General features: G+C 47.6%; 20 protein-coding genes and 1 tRNA gene. 12 read left to right on the top strand and 9 right to left on the bottom strand.

All coding sequences use genetic code 11. The annotated features are described in order from the left end of the window. Nucleotides 1-13: 13 nt before the first annotated feature. Entirely contained in the window at nucleotides 14-304 is a 291-nt protein-coding gene (locus tag JSU04_10670) for a hypothetical protein (GenBank protein MBS1970763.1), read from the bottom strand. Nucleotides 305-419: 115 nt separating this feature from the next. Here JSU04_10670 and ettA point away from each other — a divergent pair, with 115 nt between their 5' ends. Beyond that, entirely contained in the window at nucleotides 420-2,093 is a 1,674-nt protein-coding gene (gene ettA, locus JSU04_10665; GenBank protein ID MBS1970762.1) for an energy-dependent translational throttle protein EttA, read from the top strand. On the opposite strand, the gene JSU04_10660 is transcribed toward ettA, so the two are convergent. Then, nucleotides 2,090-2,488, bottom strand: a complete 399-nt coding sequence (locus JSU04_10660; protein MBS1970761.1) for a DnaJ domain-containing protein — start codon at nucleotides 2,486-2,488, stop codon at nucleotides 2,090-2,092. The two genes, ettA and JSU04_10660, sit on opposite strands and share 4 nt — an antisense overlap. A 440-nt stretch (nucleotides 2,489-2,928) precedes the next feature. On the opposite strand from JSU04_10660, the gene JSU04_10655 reads away from it, so the two are divergent. From JSU04_10655 to JSU04_10645, 3 genes are all read left to right on the top strand, one after another. After that, nucleotides 2,929-3,312 carry an SWIB/MDM2 domain-containing protein gene (locus JSU04_10655; GenBank protein ID MBS1970760.1) on the top strand — a complete coding sequence of 128 codons (384 nt, stop codon included), beginning with the start codon at nucleotides 2,929-2,931 and terminating at the stop codon, nucleotides 3,310-3,312. Nucleotides 3,313-3,416: 104 nt separating this feature from the next. Beyond that, nucleotides 3,417-4,181, top strand: coding sequence for a type I methionyl aminopeptidase (map, locus tag JSU04_10650; GenBank protein MBS1970759.1), 765 nt, complete (start codon nucleotides 3,417-3,419; stop codon nucleotides 4,179-4,181). 126 nt (nucleotides 4,182-4,307) lie between these two features. Then, nucleotides 4,308-5,618, top strand: coding sequence for an adenosylhomocysteinase (locus tag JSU04_10645; GenBank protein ID MBS1970758.1), 1,311 nt, complete (start codon nucleotides 4,308-4,310; stop codon nucleotides 5,616-5,618). 50 nt (nucleotides 5,619-5,668) lie between these two features. Here JSU04_10645 and JSU04_10640 read toward each other — a convergent pair whose 3' ends face one another. The 3 genes from JSU04_10640 to JSU04_10630 form a co-directional block, all read right to left on the bottom strand. Then, nucleotides 5,669-6,469 carry a transporter substrate-binding domain-containing protein gene (locus JSU04_10640; protein MBS1970757.1) on the bottom strand — a complete coding sequence of 267 codons (801 nt, stop codon included), beginning with the start codon at nucleotides 6,467-6,469 and terminating at the stop codon, nucleotides 5,669-5,671. A 77-nt stretch (nucleotides 6,470-6,546) separates the two neighbouring features. Next, on the bottom strand, nucleotides 6,547-7,077 hold the full coding sequence (orn, locus tag JSU04_10635) for an oligoribonuclease (GenBank protein ID MBS1970756.1): 531 nt from the start codon (nucleotides 7,075-7,077) through the stop codon (nucleotides 6,547-6,549). After that, entirely contained in the window at nucleotides 7,077-7,469 is a 393-nt protein-coding gene (locus tag JSU04_10630) for a response regulator (protein ID MBS1970755.1), read from the bottom strand. The genes orn and JSU04_10630 overlap by 1 nt, the downstream gene beginning before the upstream one ends. A 536-nt stretch (nucleotides 7,470-8,005) precedes the next feature. On the opposite strand from JSU04_10630, the gene JSU04_10625 reads away from it, so the two are divergent. The 6 genes from JSU04_10625 to JSU04_10600 all read left to right on the top strand — a co-directional run bounded on the left by JSU04_10625 (nucleotide 8,006) and on the right by JSU04_10600 (nucleotide 12,735). Beyond that, nucleotides 8,006-8,082: transfer RNA gene (locus JSU04_10625), tRNA-Asp, on the top strand. 262 nt (nucleotides 8,083-8,344) lie between these two features. Next, entirely contained in the window at nucleotides 8,345-9,067 is a 723-nt protein-coding gene (locus JSU04_10620; protein ID MBS1970754.1) for a hypothetical protein, read from the top strand. A gap of 26 nt (nucleotides 9,068-9,093) precedes the next feature. Next, nucleotides 9,094-9,630 carry an SRPBCC domain-containing protein gene (locus JSU04_10615; GenBank protein MBS1970753.1) on the top strand — a complete coding sequence of 179 codons (537 nt, stop codon included), beginning with the start codon at nucleotides 9,094-9,096 and terminating at the stop codon, nucleotides 9,628-9,630. 138 nt (nucleotides 9,631-9,768) lie between these two features. Continuing rightward, nucleotides 9,769-10,302 carry a hypothetical protein gene (locus JSU04_10610; protein MBS1970752.1) on the top strand — a complete coding sequence of 178 codons (534 nt, stop codon included), beginning with the start codon at nucleotides 9,769-9,771 and terminating at the stop codon, nucleotides 10,300-10,302. 136 nt (nucleotides 10,303-10,438) lie between these two features. Then, entirely contained in the window at nucleotides 10,439-12,127 is a 1,689-nt protein-coding gene (locus JSU04_10605) for a hypothetical protein (GenBank protein MBS1970751.1), read from the top strand. A gap of 83 nt (nucleotides 12,128-12,210) precedes the next feature. Continuing rightward, entirely contained in the window at nucleotides 12,211-12,735 is a 525-nt protein-coding gene (locus JSU04_10600; protein ID MBS1970750.1) for a YaeQ family protein, read from the top strand. 13 nt (nucleotides 12,736-12,748) lie between these two features. Here JSU04_10600 and JSU04_10595 read toward each other — a convergent pair whose 3' ends face one another. Continuing rightward, a complete protein-coding gene (locus JSU04_10595; protein ID MBS1970749.1) occupies nucleotides 12,749-13,693 on the bottom strand; it encodes a LysR family transcriptional regulator in 945 nt (314 codons plus the stop codon). 90 nt (nucleotides 13,694-13,783) lie between these two features. On the opposite strand from JSU04_10595, the gene JSU04_10590 reads away from it, so the two are divergent. Then, nucleotides 13,784-14,704, top strand: a complete 921-nt coding sequence (locus JSU04_10590; protein MBS1970748.1) for an alpha/beta hydrolase — start codon at nucleotides 13,784-13,786, stop codon at nucleotides 14,702-14,704. Nucleotides 14,705-14,772: 68 nt separating this feature from the next. Here the strand turns inward: JSU04_10590 and JSU04_10585 are convergent, their stop codons facing one another. The 3 genes from JSU04_10585 to JSU04_10575 all read right to left on the bottom strand — a co-directional run bounded on the left by JSU04_10585 (nucleotide 14,773) and on the right by JSU04_10575 (nucleotide 18,181). Continuing rightward, nucleotides 14,773-16,149, bottom strand: a complete 1,377-nt coding sequence (locus tag JSU04_10585) for an ABC transporter substrate-binding protein (GenBank protein ID MBS1970747.1) — start codon at nucleotides 16,147-16,149, stop codon at nucleotides 14,773-14,775. Then, nucleotides 16,146-17,570 (bottom strand): hypothetical protein, encoded by a 1,425-nt coding sequence (locus JSU04_10580; GenBank protein MBS1970746.1) that lies wholly within the window; start codon nucleotides 17,568-17,570, stop codon nucleotides 16,146-16,148. The genes JSU04_10585 and JSU04_10580 overlap by 4 nt, the downstream gene beginning before the upstream one ends. 68 nt (nucleotides 17,571-17,638) lie before the next feature. Further along, the gene (locus JSU04_10575) at nucleotides 17,639-18,181 is read right to left on the bottom strand and encodes a DUF924 domain-containing protein (GenBank protein ID MBS1970745.1); all 543 of its coding nucleotides are present in this window, start codon (nucleotides 18,179-18,181) and stop codon (nucleotides 17,639-17,641) included. Between the two features lie 144 nt (nucleotides 18,182-18,325). Here JSU04_10575 and JSU04_10570 point away from each other — a divergent pair, with 144 nt between their 5' ends. After that, a complete protein-coding gene (locus JSU04_10570; GenBank protein ID MBS1970744.1) occupies nucleotides 18,326-19,987 on the top strand; it encodes a phosphatidylserine/phosphatidylglycerophosphate/cardiolipin synthase family protein in 1,662 nt (553 codons plus the stop codon). Nucleotides 19,988-20,107 lie beyond the last annotated feature (120 nt).

Raw genomic sequence — 20,107 nt, 5'->3', positions numbered from 1 at the left:
CATGGCAATAAAACTAAGCCTTTTCTTCAGGAGCTTTCGGAGCAGGGGCCGGTGACGCCGCCGGCGCATCGTCCTCTTCGAAGGCCTTCAACTTGTCCTTCAAAGAACCCAAAATGCTCTTAATCTCACGCAATTGCTCTTCCTCAGGGGAAAGCTTGTTGGCCATCTTGTCAGTGAGTTCTTCCCAGGTGTCGAGGGCGCTCTTGAGATCTGAATTGATATGATCCCAAGAAGGTTTGCCCGCCGCCGCGTCTGATGTCGCGCCGGTAGAGGCGGTTTTGTCTGCTTTATTCTGCTTATCCATTAATTTGCACCCGTACTTAATTTGTAAGAGAATATAACACCATTTGACAAGGGAATTCGGCCTGATAAATTAGTCCCTTCGTCACTCTTAAAGTAATACTTAAAGGAGCTTGAAAGTGTCCCAAGATATCATCTACACGATGAAGGGTGTTTCTAAAGTTTATCCTCCCAATCGTTACGTTTTAAAAAACATTTATCTTTCTTATTTCTATGGCGCGAAGATCGGCGTTTTAGGATTGAATGGTTCTGGTAAGTCCTCTTTGCTAAAAATTATGGCAGGCGTAGATCATGATTTCCTCGGCGAAGCTTTCCCAGCACGCCAAATGAAAGTCGGCTACCTCGAGCAAGAGCCGCATCTTGATCCAACCATGACTGTGAAAGAAAACATTTTCTCAGGCATGGGTGAGTTGCCGGTCCTCATGAAGCAGTTCAACGAGATCAGCGAAAAGTTCAACGATCCTGATTTGGACCCAGATGTGATGAACACACTCATCGAAAAGCAAGGCGTGATCCAAGAAAAACTGGAAGCACTCGGTGGATGGGAAGTCGATCAAAAGATCGAAGTTGCGATGGATGCTCTTCGCTGTCCAGATGGCGACTTGCCAGTGACTCAATTGTCAGGTGGTGAAAAACGCCGCGTAGCTTTGTGCCGTCTTCTGATGAGCAACCCAGATATCTTGTTGCTGGATGAGCCGACGAATCACTTGGATGCAGAATCTGTTGCATGGCTTGAGCAGTACTTGGCGAAATTCCCGGGCACTGTGATCGCGGTCACGCATGATCGTTATTTCCTTGATAACGTTGCTGGCTGGATCTTGGAGCTTGACCGCGGTGAAGGCATTCCTTGGAAAGGGAACTACACTTCATGGCTCGAACAAAAAGATAAGCGCTTAGCGCAAGAACAGCAGACCGCTTCAAAGCGTGCTCGCACATTGGAGCGTGAGCTTGAGTGGATCCGTCAAGGTGCGAAGGCTCGTCAGTCCAAAGCCAAAGCCCGCATCTCTGCTTACGAAAATCTTTTGAAAGAGCCAACTCCTGAGAAGCTCCAAGAGATGTCGATCTATATCCCACCGGGACCTCGCCTCGGTGACATCGTGGTGGAAGCAAAGAACATCACGAAGGCCTACGGCGGTAAGTTGCTCTTTGATGATGTCAGTTTCACGATTCCGCGTGGAGCAGTCGTTGGGGTCATTGGTCCTAACGGGGTGGGTAAAACAACTCTGTTCCGTATGATTACAGGCCAAGAAAAACCAGACAGTGGAAGCTTCAAAGTCGGTGAGACCGTGAAGATGGCCTACGTCGATCAAACGCGCGAGACTCTGAATGGAGAGAAAACCATCTGGGAAGAGCTCTCTGGTGGTAACGAGATGATTCAGCTCGGTCAGAAGGAAGTGCCTTCACGTGCCTATGTTTCCTGGTTCAACTTTTCAGGCACCGATCAGCAGAAGAAGGTCGGCGTTCTGTCGGGTGGTGAAAGAAACCGCGTGAACATGGCAAAGATCTTGAAGCAAGGCGCCAATTTGCTCTTGCTGGATGAGCCGACGAACGATCTTGATGTGAATACAATGCGTGCCCTCGAGGAGGCAATCCTTGAATTCGGTGGTTCTGCCATCGTGATTTCCCATGATCGCTGGTTCTTGGATCGTATTTGCACTCATATTATGGCGTTTGAAGGGGATTCGAAGGTGGAGTTCTTCAATGGAAACTTCACTGAGTATGAAGAAGACCGCAAAAAACGCCTGGGAGCTGACGCTGCTCCGAAGCGTGTTCGTTTCAGATCTATCAATTAAAATAGATCCATTAATGTTTCATAATTTTTTTTGAGTTCGATAAAGGCGCTGGCAACAGCGCCTTTATTCGTATCTGGGTGTAATTTCAGAGCTAAAACGCGGAAAGCCTTCTTGAGCTCCTTCTGCGAAAACGCAGGACTCAGGGTGTTCCCATGGAGTGCAAAGAAGTCGTAGGCGGCCCTCTGCGCCTCGCTGAGAGCGTGTGGCGGTGGAGGCGGCTTAGGTCTTGAGGGATAGGCACGACTGGTTTGAGGGCGGAAGTAAGCTGGTCCAAGGGTCCCCATCAGATAGGCGAGGTGGGCCGGATCTTGGGAGTGAGGGGCGGAGTGTGGAGGCTGCTCGAAGCCTTGTGCAGATTGAGTTTCATGGCTTTGGCCGTTGCTTGCGGCCTTCATTTTTCTCTCGAGAATTTCGTGGAAACTCACTCTGGATTGCATGGTGTATACATCGGTCTCAGAATGGGAAAGCTTGAGTCCAGAGTCTTGATTTGACGATTTCCTCACTGGTCCCAGAAGGGAAAGTCACTCAAAAAGCTGATTTCTCCTCTGAAAAAAGCTCCAAGACCTGACTTAAAGGGCGCAAAAAATGTCATTTTCAGAGGATTCTCAGAGGGGAAAACAGGTGTTTTCAGAGGGAAAACGCATGCGAAAAGGGGGATATTGAGTGATTTTCAGAGGGGAAATTACAATTTCTCCTCTGAAAAAGGCGAGTTTCAGAGGAAAAATCAAAAATCTTTAATGAGGCTGCATTTTTTTTTGGACAAACACTGAGAGTTGGTTACACTGGGGTCATTCGAGTAATAAAAAGCAAACACCATTAATGGAGGAATCAAATAATGGCAAAAGCAAAAAAAGCGACTAAAAAAGCCGCTACAAAGAAAGCTGCTACTAAAAAAGCTACAACTAAGAAAGCTGCTCCTAAAAAAGCAACTTCTAAAAAAGCTGCTGCTCCTAAAAAAGCTGCTGGCAAACGTAAGCCAAACCCAGCTTTCATGAAACCACTTACTCCAAGCGCTACTTTGGCTGCTGTAGTTGGTGCAACTCCACTCCCACGCACTGAAGTTGTTAAAAAACTTTGGGCTTACATCAAGAAAAACGGTCTTCAAGACACTAAAAACCGCAGAAACATCAATGCTGATGACAAATTGAAGCCAATCTTCGGCAAAGGCACTGTTTCTATGTTTGAAATGACTAAACTTGTTTCTAAGCACTTGAAATAGTCCTTAGAAGCTAGTTATAGCTTTTAAATTGAAAAAGCCTAGGGCACACCCCTAGGCTTTTTTTATTGCCCGTGCTATAAGAGGTGGCTCTAGGGGACACCGTTATGGCCATAAAACCACTCTCGCTCGATGAAATCAAAAAAATGACTCTGGCTTGCCGGATTGCTGCCGACACCCTGACTTACCTCGATAAATACATCAAAATCGGCATGACCACGAACGAGATCGACATCCTTACGAACGACTACATGCTGACCCGTGGAGCGAAATCGGCGTGCTTAGGCTACGGCGGCTATCCTAAATACTCATGCACTTCGGTGAACGAAGTGGTCTGCCACGGGGTTCCTGATGACACGCCACTTAAAGACGGCGATATCATCAACGTCGACGTGACGGCATTTATTGACGGCTTCTTCGGCGACACGTCTAAGACTTATATGATGGGGAACGTATCTGAAGAGGCCCGAGACCTCGTAGAAACGGCGAGACAAGCGCGGGACCTTGGTATCGAGGCGATCAAACCGAACGGCTATACGGGCGATATAGGCTTCGTTACGGACAAATTCGTGACCCGTAAGGGCTACACCGTTGTTCGCGAAATCGGTGGCCATGGGATTGGCCGCGTCTTCCACACAGAACCGTTTGTTCCAGCCTTTGGTAAAAAAGGGAAGGGCGAGCGCCTGGTTCCGTTCCATTGCATCACTGTGGAGCCTATGGTCAACCAAGGCACAGATCAATTTATAGAGTTTGATATTCCAGGCTCTTCGATCAAATATTATAAAACAGCAGATAACCTCTTGTCGGCGCAGTTCGAGCATACGATTCTTGTGACCGACACGGGCTATGAAATTTTAACGTTACAAGGGTAATCACACATGTCTCTTACGACAAATTCAGGGAAAGCTATGAAGAAAAACGCGAAAGCAATGGCTGCAAAAGCTGCTACAAAAACTCCGGCGAAGGCGCCAGCTAAAGCCACTACAAAAGTAGACTACATGGTTTGCAAAGAAGCCATGGACAACCCAAAAGTCTTCGCTGAGCTTGCTCGTTGGGGCCGCGAAGAAATCTCGATCGCTGAAACTGAAATGCCAGGTTTGATGGCTCTTCGTAAAGAGTACGGCAAGCAAAAGCCTTTGAAAGGCGCGCGCATTGCGGGTTGCTTGCACATGACAATCCAAACAGCCGTGTTGATTGAAACACTTGTTGAGTTGGGCGCTGAGATCCGTTGGTCTTCTTGCAATATCTTCTCGACTCAAGACCACGCGGCGGTTGCAATCGCCGCTGCAGGGATCCCGGTTTTTGCTTGGAAAGGCGAAACAGAGCAGGAGTTCAACTGGTGTATCGAACAAACGATCACTGGCTGGGGCAAAGAAGGCTACAACATGATCCTCGACGACGGCGGTGACCTCACAAACATGATGCACGAGCCACGTTTTGCAAAAGAAATGAAAAACATCATCGGGATCTCTGAAGAGACAACGACAGGTGTTCACAATCTTGAGCAGATGGTGAAGCAGGGGAAACTCAAAGTTCCTGCGATCAACATCAATGACTCTGTGACAAAATCTAAATTCGACAACTTGTACGGCTGCCGTGAGTCTTTGGCAGACGGTATCAAGCGTGCAACAGACACAATGATCGCGGGTAAAGTCGTGGTTGTTGCGGGTTACGGTGACGTAGGTAAAGGTTGCGCTCACTCTATGCGTAACTTCGGCGCTCGCGTACTCGTCACTGAAATCGATCCAATCTGTGCTTTGCAAGCTTCTATGGAAGGTTTCGAAGTGACAACAATGGAAGAGGCGACTCCAATCGCTGATATCTTTGTCACAGCAACTGGCTGCTGCGACATCGTGACTGACAAACACTTCGCGAAAATGAAAAATAACGCGATTGTTTGTAACATCGGTCACTTCGATATTGAAATCGATATGGCTTGGTTGAATAAGAATTCAAAAATGCGTGAGATCAAACCTCAGGTTGATATCCACACATTGAAAAACGGCAACCAAATCATCGTATTGGCGAAAGGCCGCTTGGTGAACTTGGGCTGTGCAACGGGTCACCCAAGCTTCGTGATGTCGAACAGCTTCACGAATCAAGTGTTGGCTCAGATGGAATTGTTCTTGAACCGTGATAAGTACGAAGAGAACAAAGTTTACCGCTTGCCGAAGCATCTTGATGAAAAAGTGGCGGCTTTGCACTTGGGTAAACTCGGTGTGAAATTGACGAAGCTTTCAAGCAAGCAAGCGAAGTACTTGCACTTGGATGCTGAGGGGCCATTCAAGCCAGAACACTACCGTTACTAATTCATTTCGGAAATGAAAATGGTAAGCCCAGGTCGATAGATCTGGGCTTTTTAATTTTTGGCCCGTGATGGATTTTCTGATTCAAGGCCGACGAGCTGAGTGCCTGGAAGAACTTGGCTGTCAGGAAGCCATTTGTGAACGATCTTAGCGAAGGTTCCGTTCTGCTTTATTTCTTCCAGACCTTTCTTCCATTGCTGCATCACTGGGTAGGGAGTTCCTTTTGAGAAGGCAATGTAGAGCTCACTTTTTTCTAAGGTCAGATATTTTTTGAGTCTCAAATCACTGCGGCCCATTTTCTTGAAAGCTGTTTCAATGGCGACGGGGTCGTTGGTGATAAGGTCCACGCGACCGGCCACCAGTAACTGCACTTCTTGCTGGGGATTTTTAGTCATTATGATGTTGTTAAAGCCACTGCTCTGGAGAAGGGTGGCAAACAGTGTGTCTTGGTTGGCCGCGATTGCCGGCAGGTTTTTGGCGTCATCGATGTTTTTAATTTTCAAGTTTGGCCTTACCAGGCCATAGAAGGAGATCTCGCAGCCGCCGAGGGGGCCGAGCAGCGTGAAGAGTTTCTCGCGCTCTTTTGAACGAATAACAGTGAACAAAACCACATTGGGGTGGCTTTGTACTTCATGATAACCGCGAGTCCAAGGGACTACTTGGATATGAGCATCATTTTTTATTTGTGCTTGAATGGCCTCTACGACATCCACAGCAAAGCCTTGGGCTTTGCCATTTTCTTCAAAGGTAATGGGTCCCCATTCCTCGGTGAGGACATTCAGCGATCCCTGCGTGGCGAAGGCCGAGGGGATACAGAGCAGAGTTAAAATAAGGAGAGCTAGAAGGCGATTCATGGCCCCCATTCTAGTCCGATGCAAGAATGAGGGATGATCCTATATCTGCGAAATTTAAGTGAGTAAACTTCGCAAATCTATTTTTTAGGAATTTCGATAAAGCGGCAGTAGTGTTTCAGCTCTTGAATGCTCTCGCGGATGTCATCCAATGCACGATGTTGATTCGACTTGCTGTACTTGTAGTTGAACTTTGTATTCATGATGACTTTCCAAGAACTCACATCGACCACGCGATAGTGAAGGCGCTGGCCGAATTCGGGCATGTACTTATCAATGAAGAGACGATCTTGATTGATCGAGTTGCCCGCAAGGATGGGCTTGTTGCGCGTATCTGGAAAATGTTTCTTCACCAGATCGCAGAGTTTCGCTTCCACCAAATCTGGCGCCATTCCGTAAGGAACTTTTGCAGTGAGGCCTGATTTCTTGTGATGCTCTGTATTCCAGGCGTCCATGTTGTCGAGGTAGTGTTGTGGTTGTCGAACGACAGCTTCGAATTGATCGAGCTCCTGAAATTCGAAGTCAGTAATAATAGCGGCCACTTCGATGATGACCTCTTTATTGACGTCGAGGCCCGTCATCTCCATATCCAACCAGAATAATTTTTCCATTAAGTCTTCTTTGCTAGTCCGACGTCAATTGCGTCACAGACAGTTTGAATGAGCTTATTTTCATCCCATGGTTTATCGATAAAAGCAAAGGCTCCGAGGCGGCTGGCTTCAGAAACCATGTCTTTATGACGGTAACCTGAATGAATGATGAAAGGAGTTTTAAGCCCCTTCTCGCGCATCCACTTTAGAACTTCGAGACCGGATTTTTTCGGCATTTTTTCGTCAGAGAGAATGGCATCAAAATCTTGGGATCCAAGAATATCGATACCCTCCATGCCATTAGAAGCTTGGACGATCTCGAGGATATAGTCCTCTAGCAAGGCAATCAGAACCTCTCGCAGTTCTGCCTCATCATCGATAATAAGGAGTCGTCCTCTTCTTTGAGTCATCATTACCTATGATTTAAATGAATGTTTGAACTCAATGCAAGAAGAGTGAAGTCTCGTCGCAAACAAATTCCTGTTAAGACTTTTGTAAGTGCTTCGAATGACGGGGTTTTGTTCGCAAACACATCGCGAAGATGTGACGAACACACGATTATTTGAGCATGTCTTGAATAATAAACATTCATTGTTTAGTTGATTGGAGGAGACACTCAAGGAAAAGTATTGTCATGGATTTTTCAAAATACCATACGTGGAGTTTTTCAGAATTTTCAACGCACGAAATGTCGACAAATGCGTAGAGCCTGTGAGCCCTATTGAGAGGCGGGCACAAACATTGTGGAAGCAGCAGGGAGGCTGACGGTCGTTCAAGGGTCTCGCGGGAAGTGAAGCGGGGGCCGAAGCCATCGGGTGCGCTTAAAATGCTTAAAGGGCGTGCAAAAGTCCCGAGAGCGGGCGATTTTCTCGCAGATTTTCAAGAAAAAGCTGTAGAAACTTGTTGAACTGGGCGCACGAGATCAGTATAAATGGTGCCTCACATATGCGGGGTGGTAGTTAAGTTGGTTATAACGTCCGCCTGTCACGCGGAAGGCCGCGGGTTCGAGTCCCGTCCACCCCGCCATTTTTTTACCAGCCGTAGGCTGATAAAAAAATGCTGTCTACACTTCGGCTCCGCCGAAGTAGAAACCGAGTCCGTGACACTCGGTTTTTTTGTGCCCAAATTTATTCACTTCAATTTTGTCGAAATCTACAAACTGAATTTTTAATTGTGCTCTCACAGATGAGTTGCGAAAAAGACGTTGATGCTCTTGTTTCGCAGCAGCCTTTCCATATTCTCCTTTTGCACGATTGCCTCCGCGATAGAATGAAATCAGGAGGAGACCATGACTAAAAAAAGTATTGCGGTCGTAATGCCGTTTTTGATTGCCGGGGTATTTATTAGCTCTGCGGGGGCTGCGAAACAAGTTCAGGCGCCGCCACAGACGCCTCAGGAAGAACTTGCCGCCCTGAAGGAAGGCAATCAGCGTTTTATAAACAATGAAAAAGCGGGCCATGATTTTCACTATCAGATTAATAAAACTAAAGACGGCCAAAAACCTTACGCGGTGGTTTTAAGCTGTCTTGATTCGCGCGTTCCTCCAGAGATCGTTTTTGATCAAGGCATCGGTGAGATATTTGTTGCGCGTGTCGCTGGCAATATTGAAAACGACGACATTCTTGGCAGTATGGAGTTCGGTACCGCGGTCACCGGGGCAAAACTTATCGTCGTGATGGGGCATACGAAATGTGGCGCGGTCAAAGGGGCTTGTCAGAATGTGAAGCTGGGATTTTTGACAGGCGTGCTGGATAAAATTCAGCCGGCCGTTGCGCAAGTCAAAAAGTCGAATCCTAAATTCAACCCGGAATCCTACGACGATATTGATCACGTCTCGGAAGCGAATGTCAGAATGACAGTCGAAAATATCAGAAAGAAAAGCAAAATTATTCGCGATCTTGAGGCGCAAAACAAAATCCTCATTGTCGGGGCGATGTACGACATCTCTTCGGGAAAAGTTAACTTTTATGCCAGTGTAGAATCTAAGACCGGAGTCGCGAACAACAAGTAGGCCCGTCGGCAAAATAAGGAGCTCCTATGCAAACTTCCGAAACGAAAGAAACTCAGCCAGCGAGCAGGAAAAACTCAACCCCTCAGTCTAAGTTGTTGGTGATCGAGCGCGAGTTCACTGTGCCCGTTGCGCGGCTTTTTGATGCCTTCACCAAATCTGAAAGCTTGAAAGTCTGGTGGTGGCCCTCAGGTCTTTATGCTGATCATGTCGATTTAGATTTTCGTGAGGGTGGACGGTATTTCATCAACATGAAGGGCTATGACAAAGGCGGCGGTGGAATGACCGGTCAGTTTGAAGAGATTGTGCCTAATGAGTGCATCGTGATGACCGACCAGTTCACCGATGAAAAAGGCCGGGTGATCTCCGCCGCCGAGGCGCAAATGCCCGGGGAGTGGCCTGAGCTAACATACATTACCTTCGAATTCGAATCGCTTGATAAGAACACCAGCCTTCTAAAACTATCTCAACAAGGCATTCCGAATGAACTTCAGAAAGACTGCATTCAAGGGTGGTCCGAGTCGTTCGATAAACTGGAAGAGTATCTAGCGGGTTCGGTTCATTAGCCGCCGCATGGATTGATCAGATTTAGGTTAGGAGGAGGGCTTAACTTGGGTAACATAATGTCTTCTTGGCGGGTACGGAGTCCATAACTGCGGGTTTTCTATGTTAAGCGAAGGTAAGTCCTGCTAGTATTTCTGAATATGCGGAAAATCAAATTCAAGTATCTGGCGATCGTGGCGAGCGTACTCTTCCTTCAACCCATGTTGAGCCCCGGCTCCTTCGCTTTGGCGAAGAAGAGACCGCCGAGAGCTTTCAGCTTTTTCATGGAAGGCGGCAAAGCCTCTCAAGAAGAATGCGATGGCGAGCGCAAAATTCCTCGCAAGATGAAACATCTTAAAGAATATGCGAAAGCCGGCTCTTACTTGGGCTCCGAAGTTCAGACATTCGAGATCAAGAGCAAAGACGAAGCTGAAATGTGGAAGCATTTCTTCAATTCGAAAAGCGCCTGCAATGCGATCCTCGCGAAAACTCCTTCGTCTGCCAACAAGTCCCTGAAGGATGCAAAGCAAGAGCTTCCACCGGATGAGGCCGCAGAGTCCGACGATGACGATAAGTCGGATAGCTCTGACGACACACCAGAGATTCCACCTGCGGCAGCAAGTAAAGACACTGATCAGTCGCCAGCAGCTTCGAAAGCTGAAAAGCCCGAGGCGGCTGGGTCTGTGCCGAAGTAGATATTGATCATCTGAAATCTAAAAATAGTTCTCTTTGCTCCGAAACGTACTGCTGTCTTGATTCTGCCAAATGTGGAAGTTTTTCTTAGGTAGAAATCATTCTTCACACCTATGCTTAGTAGATGGGGGTGTGTTTATGGATTTTCTGTTAGAGATTTTATTGTCTACTGCAATGGCGGCGCCGGTAAATGCCGGCAATTGTGATCTCAAAGCCATGGCGTATGTTTACAAAGCCGGTTGTGTTGTCGACGGTGATCCGGCTCAGTGCCTCATGTCTGTAGGCAGTGCCTCTTTAGGGACGGGTATAGCTGTTGGTTCAGCGTCCTATGCGGCGGCAGCTTTAAAGGGGCTGGCGGGGGATGCGAGGTTTGTAAAAGGTTTTGAGAAAAACCTCGCTCGCCTTGCAGAATTAAATTCTCTAGAAAGAACTAAAGAGCGCGTTCGACAGGCTGCAAATGCACCAGTTTCCAGCGCTAAATCCAGCGATCGCAAAATGATCGAGCTCGCTAAAGAATTCCTTGATGAGACTCCGACCGAAACCCCAAAAACTATCAAGGAGTTCAGAGAAACATTTATCAAAGACGGAACCTTCGACGAAAGATTGAAGGCCGTCGATGACAAGATACGGGTGGAAAGAAGCAAGATCTTTAAGGATATTTTCCCTGATGATCCGCAATTTAAAAAAATATATGCTTCCTACGAGGACATGATTAAGAAAGAAACTGCCGCTCTCGAGGAAAAAGATTTTACCAAAGAAAAGAATCGCTGGTACGCAGATCTAAAAAAAGCGCAAGAGGGTAAGACTCCCGACGAGCAAGCTAAAATCCGTCAGAAGATGATGCCGGAGTACGAAAAAATAGAAGCCCAGGAGCAAGCAAATGATAAAGCTCTTACTGAGGTCAGAAAAAGTGTCGCCGAAAAGTTTATGGGAAAAAATCCAAAGATGGCGGTGCTATTAAGAATTCAAGAGCTTTCCAAAAGTGATTTTCACATTGGTAAAGCAGCCCTTGCGATGCAAGATGCAAAGCCAAGCTTTGATAAAAGAAGAGGTGACGGAGTCAAAGCTACGAAAGTGGGGATTGCCGGAGTGGGTTTCGCTACGGCGGTTTCACTAGGCCTCTATACTCGAGGGCAGTTTGATATTCGTGCTTGTCAGAAAACTTTGGGACTCTCCGATGAAGAGATTAAGTTCTTGAGCAATGATCAGTGGCTGGCGCCGGCCAAAGCTGCCCGTCAGGGGTATGATTGTGATTCGTTGGTTCTTGAAAACCCACAAAAGACGATCGAAGAAGCTATGCGCAAGTATGGCTCGGTACCGCCGGGACTCTGTAATATAATCAGGCTCGGTGATGAGAAGCTGGATAACTTAATAGGTGAGCAAAGCATTGCCCCTGTGATTTCTTGTGACAACTATAAAGACACTAATGTCCAAGTGAGCAGTGATAAAGTCTTTCAGTACAACGATGGAAGTAGAGTGTACAAGGCTCCTTACTCTGAAGAGCTCTTATATCCAGACTTTAGATTTGTGAAGATCTATGATCAAAGCGGAAATGAGGACAAAAAGGCATCGCTAGAGATGCAAGGTCAGTACAGCCGGATTCATCCAGCGAATGTGCCCAATCCTCGCCCCGATACCGATGATCTTGCGACGGTCTGCCGTACCGGTGATCGCGGATTTTCTTGCCCGCTGGTTCGCGGGGCGGTGAGAGCCCGCATCGCAAAAACGGTCTCGAACTTGGCCTGCGGTAAAGACGTTGACGGCTCCTCGCCAAAGTCTGCGCCTGCAAGCGGACAAACCAGTGAGCAGCAGGACGCCGCAAAGTGAATTTTTAAAAAGTCTAGCGAGGGTAAAGACCGAGTCCGTGACACTCGGTCTTTTTTCGCCTAAAATCCCTCAGAGGCCTTTCAATGCTATACCGTTTCCAAATTGAGCTATCAGATATTGATCGCGGCGTTTATGAGTCGTTGGATTTCCGCGTGGCTCAGCATCCATCTGAAACTTACCCTTACATGTTAAGCCGCGTCCTTGCGTATTGCTTAGCCTATCAAGAGGGACTTGAGTTTACGCCGGGTGGTTTGGCAGATCCTGAAGCTCCGGCTTTGCGAAAGCTCGGGCTTCATAACTCTGTCGATCTGTGGATCGAGATTGGCAATCCATCGCCGCGCAAACTTCACAAAGCAGGCAAGGCCGCCAAAGACGTGATGGTCTTTACATATAAAAATCCCGAAGTTCTTTTAAGTGAAATTCGCGAAGGCGATGTTCATCGTGCACAGGATCTGCAAATCTTTGCTTTTGAATCCGAGTTTTTGGATAAACTCGGTCAGAGCGTCGAAAAGAACAACCGATGGTCTTTGCTAGTACAGCAAGGGCAGTGCGATCTGACGATCGGTGCGGAGACTGTCGTTGGGCAGGTGAGGCAGGTTTTGGTTTGAGTCCTCTCAATTTTTATATCTGAAACGTCGGCACTGCTTGTTGCAAGAACTCAATAATTGCATTGAGGCGAGAATCCTCTTGGCGCCGCACTCCCGAGAGAAAAATATAACTGACTTGTTTGAATTCTGCTCCGGGGAGGAGTTGCACTAACTCGCCAGTAGCCATTTCGCTCGCGATCGCGAAATGAGGCAAGATACCAATACCAGCACCCGCCATGATGAGGCTTTTGAGCGAAAGCACATCGTGCACTTGAATCTTGGACTGAACTTTCACATCTTGGCTTTTGCCATTGAAGGTGAAGGACTTTTCCCGGCTCGGACGGAAGGCAAAAATGCCTTCTTCTTGGATCCACTCTAAAATCTCTTTTTCTGATTTCTTTGGCGGAGCCAGCGAGGCTTTACAATAGAAACCAAAGTCGACGTTAAAGAAATTCGTGCGATATAGGTGACCTGCACCTTCAGCGCCCACACGAATGGCAAGGTCTATTTTATTCTTTTCGAGGTTTAGAACATTATCTGCGGCGACAAAATTTAAACGCAGCTTCGGATGCAAAGAGTGGAGCTTCTGTAACGCTGGAATCAGGCAGATCGTCATAAAATCATGAGGAGCGGATATCGTGAAGGTTCCCGAAAGCTCGGATTTGAATTTGCTTTCACTCAGTTGCAGGTTTTGTGTAGCGGCAAAGAGTGTACGACAGGACTCAAAGTATACTTCCCCCTCGGGAGTCAGGCTGACGTCGCGAGTGGATCTATAAAGCAATTTACGGCCTATACGCGTTTCTAGAGATGAAACTTTACTACTTACGACAGATTTTGACAGGCCCAAATGAGCGGCCGCCGCCCTGAAGCCGTGTAAAAGGGCTACGTGGTAAAAAACAATTCCTTCGCTGCTAAGGTCAATCAGTGCTTTATTGTCCGCCATTACGGACAGTCTGTACCAATCTTCGGGGATACTCAAACAATAAAATCCTGTTAATCTCATATTCAAGAAACGCAACAAACTTTTGAGGCTCTTAAAGAGGCTTCAAAACTATAAAGGATCGAGATTATGAAAAAACTATTGCTTACAACTTTGATCTTACTAGCAACGATTTCCGCGCGTGCGATCGACATCCCTAAAGGGTTCAAACAAGAGAAAGTCCAAATCAATGGATTTAAAATGAATGTGTACAAAGGCGGTGTCGGCAGCCCGGTGGTTTTACTTCACGGGATGGGCGAGTCTGCCTTGATGTGGGAGCCAGTGATGAAAGCTCTTTCAGGAAAATTCACTTTGATTGTGCCTGACCTTCGCGGCGGCGGATTGAGTGAAGCGCCCGAGAGCGGTTACACTAAAGCCGAAATGGCGGCCGATGTGAAAGCCTTGCTTGACCACTACGGCATCGCTCAGGCGGATATCGTTGGTCATGATATCGGGCTTATGGTGGCTTACGCTTTTGCAGTTAAGTATCCTCAGATGACTTCAAAACTTGTGGTGATGGATGCTTTCTTACCCGGAGTTGGTCCTGGCGATGATATCTACAACAGTCCTGATATCTGGCATTTCCGTTTCTATGGCCCAAGTGCCGAGAAACTTGTGAAAGGCCGCGAGAAAATGTACTTGGATCACTTGTGGACGACGTTCTCAGCAGATCCTAAAACATTCCCCGATTCTAAGAAAAACTACTTCGCCAAACAATACGCAGCTCCAGGTCACATGAGAGCCGCAATGGCATGGTTCAAAGCCTTCCCTCAGGATGCGAAAGACAATAAAGAGTTCGCTAAAAATCAGCTCTCAATGCCGGTTCTTTCGATCGGTGGTGAAAAAGCGATGGGGGGTCCATTGGCTGCAACGATGAAACTCGTAGCGCCTCAGGCTGAAGGTGTGACTTTGAAAAATACAGGTCACTGGTTGATGGAAGAAAATCCAAAAGCAACGATCGAAGCTCTTGAGAAATTTTTAAAAGAGCCAAGTAGAGTGAGCGGCCTTTAATTGACAATTATTTATTGCACGGCGGGATTGGGGTTTTTCCTCAATCCCTTTTTCTCTTTCGAACTAATCTAAGCGAACTTACTCATCATCAGAGTTCTCACGTAATCAATATGCCCACGCAGGGAATAGAAGTCGTTGGCGAAAGCAGCGCGGACACGCATCTTGCTAATCTCGGCGTCGATGCGCTCGAAGCTTCGGCGAAGGGCTTTGAGGCGCTCTGGGTTGGTTTCGTTTTTAAATTTTTCTTCTAAAATCAGAAGCTCGCGATAACGGCGGCGGATCTTGATTTGTGTACGCCAGCGGAAGAACGCCGGCACGGCCCGGATCGCGGGAATTAACAAGACAGCAATCGGTAAGAAGACCACGACAAATCGGCTCACAAGGCTTGCAAGCCAAAACGGCAGGCTTCTATAGAAGAGCGACTTACCCGATTTGTAGAATCTCTGTGCGTCTTCGCTGATTCTGATCGCGTGCTCAGCTGCCACAGGGAATTCGCCGCGCTTTTGATAAAGATTCGGGCGTGTGTGAATCTCAGTCGCGGCATCAAGGATCAGATCCGACAAAGCGGGATGCAGATCATCTGTTGCAATAAGCTCCACCATCGGGCCGACGAGTTGGATATCGTGATCTGGAATATTCTGGCCAAGATCAATCGAGCCTTCAGGGAGTTCCAAGACATTGAGATAGTCGATCTTGCGATTGATGGCTGCGGCTTGCTTAAAGTTATAAAGTTTCACGTCGTCAGACTTAAGCAACTTACGGACGTCATCGTTTGAGGCACTTTCGGTCATAATGAAGGCCGCATCGATTTGTTTCTTGTCGAGAGCCGCAATCGCGTCATCCGCATCCATATTCAGAAGCTTTGTCGTGCCAGGATCTTTTTCTTTAATGCCATTCGAGCTCAGAAGTCTGAGAGCAAATTTGCGAGTGCCAGAACCTTCAGAGCCGATGGCGATCGACTTACCGGCAAGTTCTGAAAGGAGTTCGATCTTCTTACCGCGGTAAAACACCATGAGCGGCATATATGTGATACTGCCCAAAGAAACGAGGTTGTCGGTTTTAATTTCTTTATCGCGAATGCCGGCTTGGACCAGGCCGATATCGACTTTGGCTTTGGGGTCGGCAAGACGCTCAAGATTTTGCAAAGAGCCGTTTGAAGTCAAAACGTTGACAGTGACGCCGTTCTTCGCAAGTGCTTTGGCGTAGCGAAGCGCTGTTTTTTGAAAATAACTGTCTTCGGGGCCGGCAGAGAAATTAATCTTTGTCGGAGGCGCACTTTGAATAAACGCAACCACGCCGCCAAGGATGATGAGGAGGGCAATCGACAGAACCGTAATCGCCACAGTCGGACCGATGTCGAAAAGTTCCATGATAGTGCGAAGGCCATAGCGATACTCTCTTTGCTCATCAGGATCTTGAGGGTTTTTTGTGAATACGTTCTTCATGGTTTTTCCTCTTCAGTGTGGCCGATCTTAAGCATGAATTGGCGGTTGCCGACATCTACGGCGACGAGGTGAAGGTTCGGATAAGCAGGGACGAGCTTTTTAGGTTCTACAGTCACTTTTAAAACGTGGCTTGCATCTTTGTCTTCACCTAAGTACTCAAACGTACAAATGCCGGCAAGGGCGGCATCTAAGCGATCCTTCACGGCATCCAATGCAAATTTTGTCAGGAACTTCAGGTCAATGCCTTCAACATTGAGTTCACGGAGGCGAATCTCAAATACGTCGGGAGCGGTCGTTTCAAAATCGACGGTTGTGTCGAAGGGAATGTTAAAGAAGTACTTGTGCCACTTTCCCGAGACATGAAGGCCGTCATCTTTCAATGTCATTTCGAAATCGCGGATATCCGCCATTTTACTTTTTTTAATATCTCCCAGCGCTTTGCTGTTAAAGATATTCTGATTCAAGCGAATCAAAAGTGATGGAGCCGTTTTCAGGGCTGTGCGCTGTTGACGAGGACCGCGCTGAGAAGGAGCTGGAACCTCTTCCAGCTGGGAGTCGACGTCAACGACCAGATAATCTTCGCCACCGCCATCGACCTTGTCATGACTGACGCGGACACCGCCGAGTTCGATATCTTTGAGATAAGGCAGGAGCTTACTGAGCTTTAGTTTCAGCGTGATGGCATTCTTGCGAGCACTGATTTCTTCATTGAGGTCGATATCTGTTTCACCGCTAAACGCGAGGATCGTATTTACCGATTTTGCGGTGGCCTCCATGCGTGCCCGCTCAATGGGAACGGCCTGGATTTGCAGGTCGAGCAATTTTTTTTGCAGTTTGAGGTCTTCGATCTTCGCGGAATCTTTTTCGTTTTTGATATCACGCTGGAGGGCTGACAATTCCGATTTCAGCTTGGCCGTCTTGCGGTCATAGGTCGACATATCGCCGGAAAGAGCCGATAGATAGCCGCGCGCTGAAGCCAGTCCCAAAGACAAGAGCTCTGTCGGCACGATGATGCGATCGTTTTTACTACCGTTTGTGCTCGCTGGATAAAAATAAGTTTCTTGCAGCGGAAATTCTAAAACGAGGTGACCGTCTTTGGTGACGGAAGGCTTCATCGTGAGGCGGAATTTAAATTCGCCGAGGCCCGGTTCGACATTCATAGTGCGCATTTCTTCGAGCGGCACCTGAATTTTACCCAGTAAATACATCTCGTCGCTTTTGTCATCGAGTTCAATTTTCAGGCCCTTGAACATCGGAGCTTTTACAGTGCGGGCTTTGAGCTGCTCGTTAATAAAGGCCTTTGAAATGAAAACGCTGGCCACCCGGCGCTTCAGAGGGTTTTCTTTATCATAGGCCGCAGGAGCCGCCTGAGGAACCACCGCCGAAGCAAGAAGTAGCAAAAATGTGAGTACTCGGATCATGCAAAATTATTCTAATGAAAAGCTAAGTGTGTCAATTGGGGATGTTATTTCGTCGCCATCCGGTGGGGTTAAAACGAAGAACCCGGCTCTTTGAGGAAAGCGGTTTCCTCAGGAGTCGAAATGCGGCCAAGGAGCGCGTTACGATGCGGGTATCGGCCAAAGCGATCGATAATCTTTTTATGCATCATTTCGTAATTGAGATTGTACTCAAGGCCTTTTTGCGAAAACAGAGTCACGGCGGTTTCGTGAACAGCGCGGCTCTCACTGTGCATGTAGGGCATATAGATAAAGGCCCTCTGCTCCGCCGGAAGTTTTTGGTCATCGCCAACAGCCACCGCGGCCTCAGCAAGCTCGAGAGCTAAGCCGTCGGAAGAAAAAGCTTTCGCGGTATCTCGGAACATATTGCGTGAAAATTGATCTAAAACAATAATCTCGGCAAGCCGTCCTTCTGGTGTTGTTCGCCAAGAGGCCGTTTTATCATTCACGACATCTTTATAAGTTTGCAAAAAACGATCGCGGATCGTTTGGTCTAATTCATCGCTTTTTGCAAAGCGCTTTTGCGCATCTAACTCCTGAAACCAAAAATGAAGAATCTCTTGCGGTGTTGCCATAGCGCTAGCATGGCCTAAACAGAGGTTTAGCGCAACCCCTCTGAGCATAGCTTTTGTATTGTCATTCTGTAGGGTGAGTTCACCCCTATAGGAGAGATTGTGCGCGGGTTTTCCTGGCTAAACCTTAGACAGCTGTATACTCAGATGCGTTCCCGCGTCCTGGGGCTGTTTATTTTCTCCCTGGCGCTGGCTCTTGCCCCGGTTGCCGAAAGCCGTGCGGACGCTCCTCAGTGCTCAAAGGTCTTCACCGAAGGTGGTCTGTTTAGCCCAGAGGCCAGCCCTGAAGTCGCTCTTGAGAAGAAGTCCATCCGGGGGGCCCTTGAGCAGCACAAATCTCAAGTGAAGTCGCTCTTATCGGGTGAAGAGGCCCTGATGGCGAAGATCCTCGCGATCCGTGGTGCGAAAAAAAGCATCGATATTACTTACTATATTTTCAAACGTGACCAGGCTGGCTATTTGATTTTGAACGAGCTGAAAGAGGCCCTCCGTCGCGGAGTCAATGTCCGCTTGATGGTGGATTCCGTCGGTTCGATGCATTTTACTCATACCGAACTTTTGGCGTTGATCCAATTCAGCAAACAGCCGGGAATGGGTAAGATGGAAGTCGTGACCATCAATCCATTTACAACCATCAGCCGTGCGATGTCGCGGATGGCTTATATCCTGACGGGCCGTTGGTCCTCAAGTGCATCAGATAGCCGCTTAACTTTGAACAATCGTTCGCATGATAAGATTCTGTTGATCGACGCGGGAACTTCGGAGGCACTCGCGTTTATGGGCGGACGTAATATTGGCGACGGTTACTATGGCCTCAACCGTGATGGTCGCGAATCCATCCAAGACGTAGAGCTGATGATCCGCCCCAACTCGTCAGAAGGCAGCGCCTCGCTCAGTGATCTTTTGCAAAGCTATTACGACAAAATTTATTTTAATTACCTCAACAAGGAACTCGCCGATAAACTGTATCGCTTTTTTAAGTTGGATTATGGTTTTGAGCTCGACAAGATGGAAAAGACCTATAACGAGTACGCCGGACGGGATGTCGTGAAAAACCGTATGGAGGAAATGGAGAAAGAAGACTTCCTCAGAAAAGGTTTTGAAGACTCAACCGCGAGCCTCGTGCATGAAGTGCAGAATCTGACCCATAATCATGAGCACTTCCTGCAACGCTGGAAAACCTGGAATAGGAAAGCGAACCCAAATTCGCTGATGCGGTCGCTCAAGGAAAGTATTTTAAAGGCCAATAAAAAAGTCACACTTGTATCGCCCTATCTCATTTTAGGTAAGCGTGACATTCGTATGCTGAAGAGCTGGCTTTTGAAAAATCCTCAGGCTGAATTTGAAATTATCAGTAACTCATTTTTGACCAGTGACGGTGTTGTGACGCTGGCAGTATTTGACCAGTATGTGGCGCCGGCCTTATTGGAGCTGCGAAAAAATCCGGCGATCGGGAATCGCGTTCATGTCTATGCCTATCACGGCATGGATCCAAATAAGCCCGAGGTTAAAGGAAATCTTTTGCATGCGAAAATCGCGATCATTGACGGCGCAGAGGTTCTGATTGGCACTTCTAACTTTGATCATCGCTCGCGTATTCATAATACAGAAGTTGGCGTGTGGTTGAATGGTGCGCAAACAGTTGAGCAGTTCCAAGGCTACACGAGGGACCTCATTGCCAGGTCTTATGAGTGGGGCAGCCCGCAGTGGAAGCAGGCCCGTGATTCGAGTGTTGGCAAATATCAGCAGCTTCTTCAGGAATATATCTATCGTGCAGCCGAGGCTTTCGGCGGCATTCACTTGCTGTAAGCGAATTTACACGCATCTAGAGCTCCCGGATTTTCACGGGCCCGCGATTTATTTTTCCAAAATACTGTCAGAGTCATAGTCAGCAAACTAACGCCCCGTAAGGCTTTCCGGAGATGTGTA

The organism is Bdellovibrionales bacterium, assembly GCA_018266295.1.
Classification (GTDB): domain Bacteria; phylum Bdellovibrionota; class Bdellovibrionia; order Bdellovibrionales; family Bdellovibrionaceae; genus JACMRP01.
The sequence above is the reverse complement of the archived record's forward strand: the minus strand, read 5'-3'. Positions and strand labels throughout refer to the sequence as shown.

Coding starts and splice junctions, on each gene's coding strand:
- JSU04_10600 (MBS1970750.1), top strand. CDS start 12,211: ATGCTATACCGTTTCCAAATTGAGCTATCAGATATTGATCGCGGCGTT.
- JSU04_10590 (MBS1970748.1), top strand. CDS start 13,784: ATGAAAAAACTATTGCTTACAACTTTGATCTTACTAGCAACGATTTCC.
- JSU04_10575 (MBS1970745.1), bottom strand. CDS start 18,181: ATGGCAACACCGCAAGAGATTCTTCATTTTTGGTTTCAGGAGTTAGAT.
- JSU04_10645 (MBS1970758.1), top strand. CDS start 4,308: ATGGTTTGCAAAGAAGCCATGGACAACCCAAAAGTCTTCGCTGAGCTT.
- JSU04_10580 (MBS1970746.1), bottom strand. CDS start 17,570: ATGATCCGAGTACTCACATTTTTGCTACTTCTTGCTTCGGCGGTGGTT.
- JSU04_10610 (MBS1970752.1), top strand. CDS start 9,769: ATGCGGAAAATCAAATTCAAGTATCTGGCGATCGTGGCGAGCGTACTC.
- map (MBS1970759.1), top strand. CDS start 3,417: ATGGCCATAAAACCACTCTCGCTCGATGAAATCAAAAAAATGACTCTG.
- JSU04_10615 (MBS1970753.1), top strand. CDS start 9,094: ATGCAAACTTCCGAAACGAAAGAAACTCAGCCAGCGAGCAGGAAAAAC.
- JSU04_10670 (MBS1970763.1), bottom strand. CDS start 304: ATGGATAAGCAGAATAAAGCAGACAAAACCGCCTCTACCGGCGCGACA.
- JSU04_10640 (MBS1970757.1), bottom strand. CDS start 6,469: ATGAATCGCCTTCTAGCTCTCCTTATTTTAACTCTGCTCTGTATCCCC.
- orn (MBS1970756.1), bottom strand. CDS start 7,077: ATGGAAAAATTATTCTGGTTGGATATGGAGATGACGGGCCTCGACGTC.
- JSU04_10605 (MBS1970751.1), top strand. CDS start 10,439: ATGGATTTTCTGTTAGAGATTTTATTGTCTACTGCAATGGCGGCGCCG.
- JSU04_10585 (MBS1970747.1), bottom strand. CDS start 16,149: ATGAAGAACGTATTCACAAAAAACCCTCAAGATCCTGATGAGCAAAGA.
- JSU04_10570 (MBS1970744.1), top strand. CDS start 18,326: ATGCGTTCCCGCGTCCTGGGGCTGTTTATTTTCTCCCTGGCGCTGGCT.
- JSU04_10620 (MBS1970754.1), top strand. CDS start 8,345: ATGACTAAAAAAAGTATTGCGGTCGTAATGCCGTTTTTGATTGCCGGG.
- JSU04_10655 (MBS1970760.1), top strand. CDS start 2,929: ATGGCAAAAGCAAAAAAAGCGACTAAAAAAGCCGCTACAAAGAAAGCT.
- JSU04_10630 (MBS1970755.1), bottom strand. CDS start 7,469: ATGATGACTCAAAGAAGAGGACGACTCCTTATTATCGATGATGAGGCA.
- JSU04_10660 (MBS1970761.1), bottom strand. CDS start 2,488: ATGAAGGCCGCAAGCAACGGCCAAAGCCATGAAACTCAATCTGCACAA.